This window comes from Moorena sp. SIO4E2 (assembly GCF_010671945.1).
Classification (GTDB): Bacteria; Cyanobacteriota; Cyanobacteriia; order Cyanobacteriales; family Coleofasciculaceae; genus Moorena; species Moorena producens.
The window spans coordinates 1-6332 of record NZ_JAAHIE010000437.1 but is presented as its reverse complement, the minus strand read 5'-3'; the positions used below and the strand labels follow the sequence as shown (position 1 = coordinate 6332).

Genomic DNA, 6332 nt, shown 5'->3' with positions numbered 1-6332 from the left:
ACCCCGTTTGCCCATGTTAGAACGGTCTTTCTGCCTCTCGTTCCAACCAACGATCAAGTTTCCGATTCGATCATTTAGGCACCTATTGATGATGAACCTAGCAGCCTTGTTGATCCCATCTCTCATCTGGTTATTTCTCTTTCGCTGAACCCGATCCAAGTTAGCGTCCCAGTAAAAATCAGACTTACCTGCTTTGTATTTGGCTACTAACCGGCAGTATGCCTGATTCAGTGACTTTAGCTTACGACCGTCGATAATTAGGCTTTTACCGTGAGTCGAAACACCTGTTAGCCAATTATCCCCGCCGTGATCGAAACTCCAAGCCTGGGAGTAGTCAAGATTGGGGTTGTCAGAGACTGGTTGCTTTCCGTCGTCAATAACCCAATCAATCCACAATTCTCCTAAATATGGGCGAACAGTAACCTCTTTTACCCAGTCTGGATCTATGAAATCTGGCGGTTCTAGGGCTATTTCAGTGATCAACTCAGGCTTTGTCTCTTTGCTGATGGATGGGTAAAACAAACCTGACTTGTAATTGAGAGCTTGCCTGGGAAAAGTCACAGCTGCCAATCCGCCTTTCTTTCTGTATCTTAGTAGCTTTGGTCGATCAACATTCCCTTTGTAATAATGGCCAACTAAGTGATTATAACTATTGATTGATTCGGCTACAGTCTTGAGGGTTTGCTGAGCTGATTGAGCCGCCATCGCCCTGTAATGATGATTTTCCTTTAAATTCTTGCAGAGTTCGGCATGCTTAATGCTGCATTTATAGGTCTTCCACCCATATCTAAGATCATCCCCTCGCCAATAGGTTGTAAAAGCTTCTTCTTTTTGCTCTAACCAACTGTAGTGTTTCTGTTTGGTGTAATAGATAGCACAATTTAATAAGCTATTAGCTTGCTGGCATTGAAAAACCCAAAAGGCTCGCTCTTCGTCCGTGAAGTTTGCTTTTACTGGAATCGTCTTGTACATCTTATCACCTCCCACTATAATCGTAACAAATGTACGCGCAAATGGTAACTCACAAATGAAAGACGAAAGATTGATGATCCGAATTACCAAATTTGAAAAAATGCAGTTAAAGCAGGAAGCAGAACGGCGTGGTATGACTCCATCTGAGCTGATCAGAAGCCTAATAGCCAGATTTCCTGAACCTAAGCAGAGGGACACGGCGGGTTAAAACCCGTCGCGTCCGGAGACGAAACCTTAGATAATGGAGCCTTAATCAATAAGTTTTAACCTTTTTTGCATAACCAATCAACCATAAAGGCTCCATTATCTTACGGTAACTTCTAACCGTTTCATCCTCCCCTTGAAACCAGGGTAAGCGCAAGAAAAAATTGCCCATAATGTGCATTGGCTGGATATCGGTTGATCGTGGCTCGAAACCCCTATAATCTCGTAGAACTTGATTCTCAATAGAGTTTAATAGTTGAGAATGAACCCAGTTTTTTCTCAATAAGCTACAGCTTATTGATTCTTGCGCTTACCCTGCCCTTGAAACAGGGAGGCTCTCACGTTCCCGGATATTTTGGTAGTAAGGTAAATTGCCTGACGGAGGGTATCAATTACCTGCTTACGTGTCTCTGGTTCCACTGGCTGCCACTTTTCCATGCCTCGTAGTTTTTGTCCTGCTTGCAGGGCTTTCCACAGAGACTCAAAGGGACTGGAGTCCAACGCTTTTTGGGAGTTGACACTAAGCAGTGATAGCTTTAATTCTGCAAGCTCCCGTTTGGCTTGTCTAACTTGCAATCCGACGACGGTGGCAACTAACAACAAAATTGCCAGAATGCCAGAACCAATACCAACGATCATCTTGGCTGTTTGTTTCGCTTTGGTTAATTCGGCTTTAGCTTGCTGTTGCGCTTTGGTTAAAGTTTGATTGGCCTGGGCTAAGAGCCGACTTTCTCCTTGTTGAATAACTAGATTAATTTCAACTTTTCGCTTCTCAAAATCCTGACTCGCCCCTAAAAAACGATAATCAATGGGACTTAAACTTTTATCACTCGCCCATTGCAAGGCATCTTGCAATGCTTGACCGTGCAATAGACGGGATTCATCTTGATAATGGGAAGCAACCCAAGCCGTGAAATTTTCCGAGTAAGGACGCAGCTTTTCTAATTGCTTCTCTACCCATTGCTGATTGAAAACTTGCTGGTAAATTCGGTTATAGACCCTTAATTTACCCTGCTGTTGTACCACTAATCCTGCTAAACGCAACTCTGTTTGTTCAACAGAAGAGTCAGCAATGATTTCTCCTTGCAGTAGAATCTGTTGATAGATGCCGAGGAGCCTAGCAACACCTTGAGGATTACGGAAGATGCGATCGCGGATTGTCGGCAAATGTTCGGGTTCGTCTTGTGCTTCCCAATTCTCAATGATCTGCTTGCGTACTATCTCCTCAAGAGATTGGGAACTCACAATGCTATCTTTGTCTGCTTCTCGAACTACAAGCTGACATAGTTTTTGCGTCAGAAATGGCTGTCCTCCTGTCCAAGCGAGGATGTCTGCTAAAATCCCTTGCGGCTTGTCTACTTTTCCTGCTAAACCTTTAGCTAAGGGTTGGGATTCCTGTAGTTTAAATCCTTGTAGTTCTATGGCCTGACCAATATTAAAAGTAGTTTGGGTTTTATCTTTAATCAAATCGCTTGGGGTTGCCACTCCCAAAAGGGCAAAAGTCAGACGACGATAGGCAGGATTATCTACTCGCCGATTGTAAAAGAAGCGGATTAAGGCAAAAAAGTCATCTAACGATAAATTTAGACTTAAAACGCGGTCAATTTCATCAACAAAAACAACAATATTTTCTTGTGTTTCTGTTAAAAAAATATCCTCAATAAACGAATGCAAGCGCTGTATGGGCGAAAGTAAATCTCTGCGTTCCCGCCACCAAGAAAGCCAATTAAATTTTTCTTTGAGCGGGTGGCTACTAACAATAGAATAGATAATTCCGGCATACCATTTTTCGGGAGTAATACCCTCTTTGCCAATCCCGGTCAAATCAACAAAAGCACAAACGATCCCTTCTGCTTGTAGCTTTTGCATCACCCGCACGCGCAGGCTAGATTTACCCATTTGTCGGGAATTGAGAACATAGCAAAGTTGTCCGGCTTTTAAGTTGTGATAAAGTTCCCAGTCGGCTTGTCGCGTCACATAACTTGGTGCATCAGCCGGAAGACTACCACCAATATGATATTCGTAATCAGAGTTTGAATTGTCAGTCATGGTAGCACAGCACATCTACTGCGGGATATAGTTATCATCGCATAAATTTGCCAGCCCAGAGCAATCCACCTGACTTTTTCCTATTTTAATTTTGTTTGACCTGATTTAATCCTATTTTTATCGCTCAACTATCCTTGGAATTACCTGATTTTATTCCCATGGTTGCTTCCTAGATTTACCAAGATAATGATTGATATCAAGCTTATTTCAGCTTTGGGCTTGAGCAATGTACTAATTAATCAGAGGTAAAAATCATGGCTAGAATTTCAGACTATAGCATTATACGAGACAGCAAGTTCACTTTGCAAGTTGGCGGAGATATCGATCAAGATTTTTCATTTTCTCTTCCCAGTGATGCCCATTTAGGTTCAAGATCCATTCTTGCCTTCATGGTTTATCCCACTAGCGAGCGAGTTAGCTTCAATATTTCTGTCAATAATTCTAATCAGGTCAGTTTTACTTTAGGGAATTCTGGCTTAAACAGCATCCACGAAGTGATTAGTGCCAATTTACTCAAAAATGGCAACAATCGGATCAAATTTGTGGTTACCCAGGGTCGTATGACCTTTGCTGATGTGGTCCTGTGGTGGCAGCGTGATGTGTAGCAGGTAGTCTAGACATTGCCTACACTGAATCACCAAAAACTCATTACCACATTTACAACCTAAATCAATAGGAAATCTAAATGGTTTATCAATCTTCTGAATGTATGAAACAACAGTCATATCCTGAAATATCCTGGATGCAGGAAACAGTGCAGATGCTTTGTAAAGAAGGGAGCAGAAACATTTTCCGCTCTCGTCGTCCTCAAAGAGTTCTCGCAAACTTTACTAATCGAGGTAACAGCAACTTTGAAGTAAAAATTGTCACCAAAAACTGTACTGAACCCCTGACAAGGAAAGTTCGTGCTGGAGCGCCTTTTGTTGAAGAATTTGAGCAGGTAACAAGCATTGAATTAATCCCTTCTCCTACAGATAACCAAGCAGAAACTGCTGTTTTAATTCTTGACTCTCTCTTCTTTTACGCAGAAGAACTAACTCAACCTTTTCCAACCCTTGTCTGGTTTTTACCAACCGCTTGCGTAGAAAATGAAGTATCTCGCCAACCGGATAGCTCTACTGATTGCCTTTGGGTACCCGACTTAATTTGGCAATCAGGAATTCGTCGCAATATTAGCCTAGAAATAGAAGCTACTGGCAACCACGATCTCAGGGTCGAACTTGAAGGCCCAGTGGGGATATTTCAAGTCTTTAATGTATCTGCTGCACCAGCTCTTCCTCAATTCCGAAAGTTAACAGGAGACTTTGAAGGCATTGTTTCTGTGCGCGTGCAATGTGAGAAATCACCTGTTAATTCTTGTTCGGCTTGTACATACAAATCTGGGGGGGTGACATGCAAGCTGAAATCCTTACTGGGTAGTAATTTCAGCCGATAATTAACAAAAATATACATTCTGTTTTGGGCTGACTTTGGACGTAGTTATAAGGGTTTGGGCTTCCAGGAAATGAATTGAGGGTTAATTTCCGACTGTATCTTCCATGAGCCCATTGGCATCAAAGCCTTATAGAGTAAGCTTTTTGGGGCTCATGTCACCCCCTCAGCATACAAATACAAGATTTGCTACCCCAGACAGCTTGGTTTTGTTTCTTCTAACTGAGAATTTTAGTGGGAACTTAATGACTCGATTTTCGTCAACTCAAATCTAGAGTGCATCTACCATTAACCCCAACTAGCACGCAAAAGAGAGCAAATTGGCTAGTTGGACATTCACTCCACATTACATCTATGCATTCAGGTGAACAAAGATTATGAAACGAAATGCGATCGCATTCTTCCTAACACTCGGATTCACTTTACCACTCTTGAGTTTAAATGCTAATGCATCGAGTCCAGTTTTCCCCGAATCTACTCGTCAATTGCAGCCTCTTTCCTCAGAAGCTAATCAACTAGAAACCACTGCCAATACACAGATTGCTCTGACGGAAACATCAGACACTACTCCTACTCAGTTTTGGTGGTTGCAAGGTGTGTCTGTTAACCAAATCAAAGCCAAGCTTAAGGAAGGTTATCGAATTATTGACCTGGAAGTAGAATCTACCTCTCCCTATCGCTTTAGCGCCGCAATGGTAAAAAACCAAGGTGCATATGCTAAGAAATGGTGGTGGTACTACGGTATAACTTCTCAGACGCTCAAAGAAAAACTCTCGCAAAATCGGGCTCGGATTATCGACTTGCAAGTTTATCGGGTCAATGGCAAAAAACGCTATGCAGTCGTTCTCGTCTCCAATACAGGTTCTGAAGCTAAAGCTTGGTGGTACTATACTGACCTTTCCTTTAATGACATCATGGCAAAAGCCAGGGATAATAAAGCACGCATTGTTGACCTCGATACCTATGTTGTCGGTGGTCAGCGCCGGTTTAGTGCTGTAATGATTAAAAATACAGGTGCAGACCACAAGGCGTGGTGGGTTTATTCCAACAAATCAGCCAACTTTATTAGCTCGAAACTCAAAGAAAACAAAGCCAGATTAATCGATATCGAAAGACGTGGCAACAATACTTTTACTGTCGTCATGGAACGCTCTCAAGGTCAACGCTGGTGGTGGTACTACGGTAAAACCGCAGCGCAAGTTAATCAACTGTGGCAACAAAATGGGGCGAGAATTTTTGATGTTGAGCCTTACACCGTCAATGGCAACAAACGCTTTGCAGTGCTGATGCTAGACAACTAAAGGGCGCTCACAGGTCGGATGCCGAAACTACTGGCAACTAACCGGAAGGCTGGGGCATAGGGTCTTTATCTCAAGCGAGCGAACGGTAACATTCTGGCATCGTTACAACGTGATTGTACTGATTATCCATCCACAGGATAAGTGACTGTGAAAAGGATGCATCTACCTCCACCACAGTAATAATCACAAGGAATTCAGACATGAAATCTAAAAATCCTCAATTTGAGCTAGGCACGAATGTATGGAATTTGGGAGCATCCCATTTTGGAAAATACAAGGAGAGGGGGAGAATTTAATTCGCGATTATATCTCGCGAATTAAATTCCAAATGTAGAGTTGGAGGTTTAGGAGCTGGCATAATAGAGACGTAGATGT

At 42.5% G+C, this 6332-nt stretch carries 6 protein-coding genes; 4 read left to right on the top strand and 2 right to left on the bottom strand.

The annotated features are described in order from the left end of the window. On the bottom strand, positions 1-972 hold a 972-nt coding region (locus F6K37_RS29760; RefSeq protein ID WP_287254079.1), incomplete at its 3' end, for a transposase. A 55-nt stretch (positions 973-1027) separates the two neighbouring features. Between F6K37_RS29760 and F6K37_RS29755 the strand changes: the two genes are divergently transcribed. Next, positions 1028-1180, top strand: a complete 153-nt coding sequence (locus tag F6K37_RS29755; protein WP_008185190.1) for a plasmid mobilization protein — start codon at positions 1028-1030, stop codon at positions 1178-1180. 290 nt (positions 1181-1470) lie between these two features. Here F6K37_RS29755 and F6K37_RS29750 read toward each other — a convergent pair whose 3' ends face one another. After that, positions 1471-3225: an AAA-like domain-containing protein gene (locus tag F6K37_RS29750; RefSeq protein WP_008185192.1), complete on the bottom strand. Its 1755-nt coding sequence runs from the start codon at positions 3223-3225 to the stop codon at positions 1471-1473. Positions 3226-3479: 254 nt separating this feature from the next. Between F6K37_RS29750 and F6K37_RS29745 the strand changes: the two genes are divergently transcribed. From F6K37_RS29745 to F6K37_RS29735, 3 genes are all read left to right on the top strand, one after another. Continuing rightward, positions 3480-3830: a hypothetical protein gene (locus tag F6K37_RS29745; RefSeq protein WP_008185193.1), complete on the top strand. Its 351-nt coding sequence runs from the start codon at positions 3480-3482 to the stop codon at positions 3828-3830. Between the two features lie 80 nt (positions 3831-3910). Beyond that, positions 3911-4660 carry a hypothetical protein gene (locus tag F6K37_RS29740; protein WP_287254077.1) on the top strand — a complete coding sequence of 250 codons (750 nt, stop codon included), beginning with the start codon at positions 3911-3913 and terminating at the stop codon, positions 4658-4660. 373 nt (positions 4661-5033) lie between these two features. Then, positions 5034-5957: a hypothetical protein gene (locus tag F6K37_RS29735; protein WP_008185195.1), complete on the top strand. Its 924-nt coding sequence runs from the start codon at positions 5034-5036 to the stop codon at positions 5955-5957. Positions 5958-6332 lie beyond the last annotated feature (375 nt).

Bases quoted from the DNA above. Each gene is read 5' to 3' on its own strand.
- F6K37_RS29755 (WP_008185190.1), top strand. From the start codon at position 1,028: ATGAAAGACGAAAGATTGATGATCCGAATTACCAAATTTGAAAAAATG.
- F6K37_RS29750 (WP_008185192.1), bottom strand. From the start codon at position 3,225: ATGACTGACAATTCAAACTCTGATTACGAATATCATATTGGTGGTAGT.
- F6K37_RS29745 (WP_008185193.1), top strand. From the start codon at position 3,480: ATGGCTAGAATTTCAGACTATAGCATTATACGAGACAGCAAGTTCACT.
- F6K37_RS29740 (WP_287254077.1), top strand. From the start codon at position 3,911: ATGGTTTATCAATCTTCTGAATGTATGAAACAACAGTCATATCCTGAA.
- F6K37_RS29735 (WP_008185195.1), top strand. From the start codon at position 5,034: ATGAAACGAAATGCGATCGCATTCTTCCTAACACTCGGATTCACTTTA.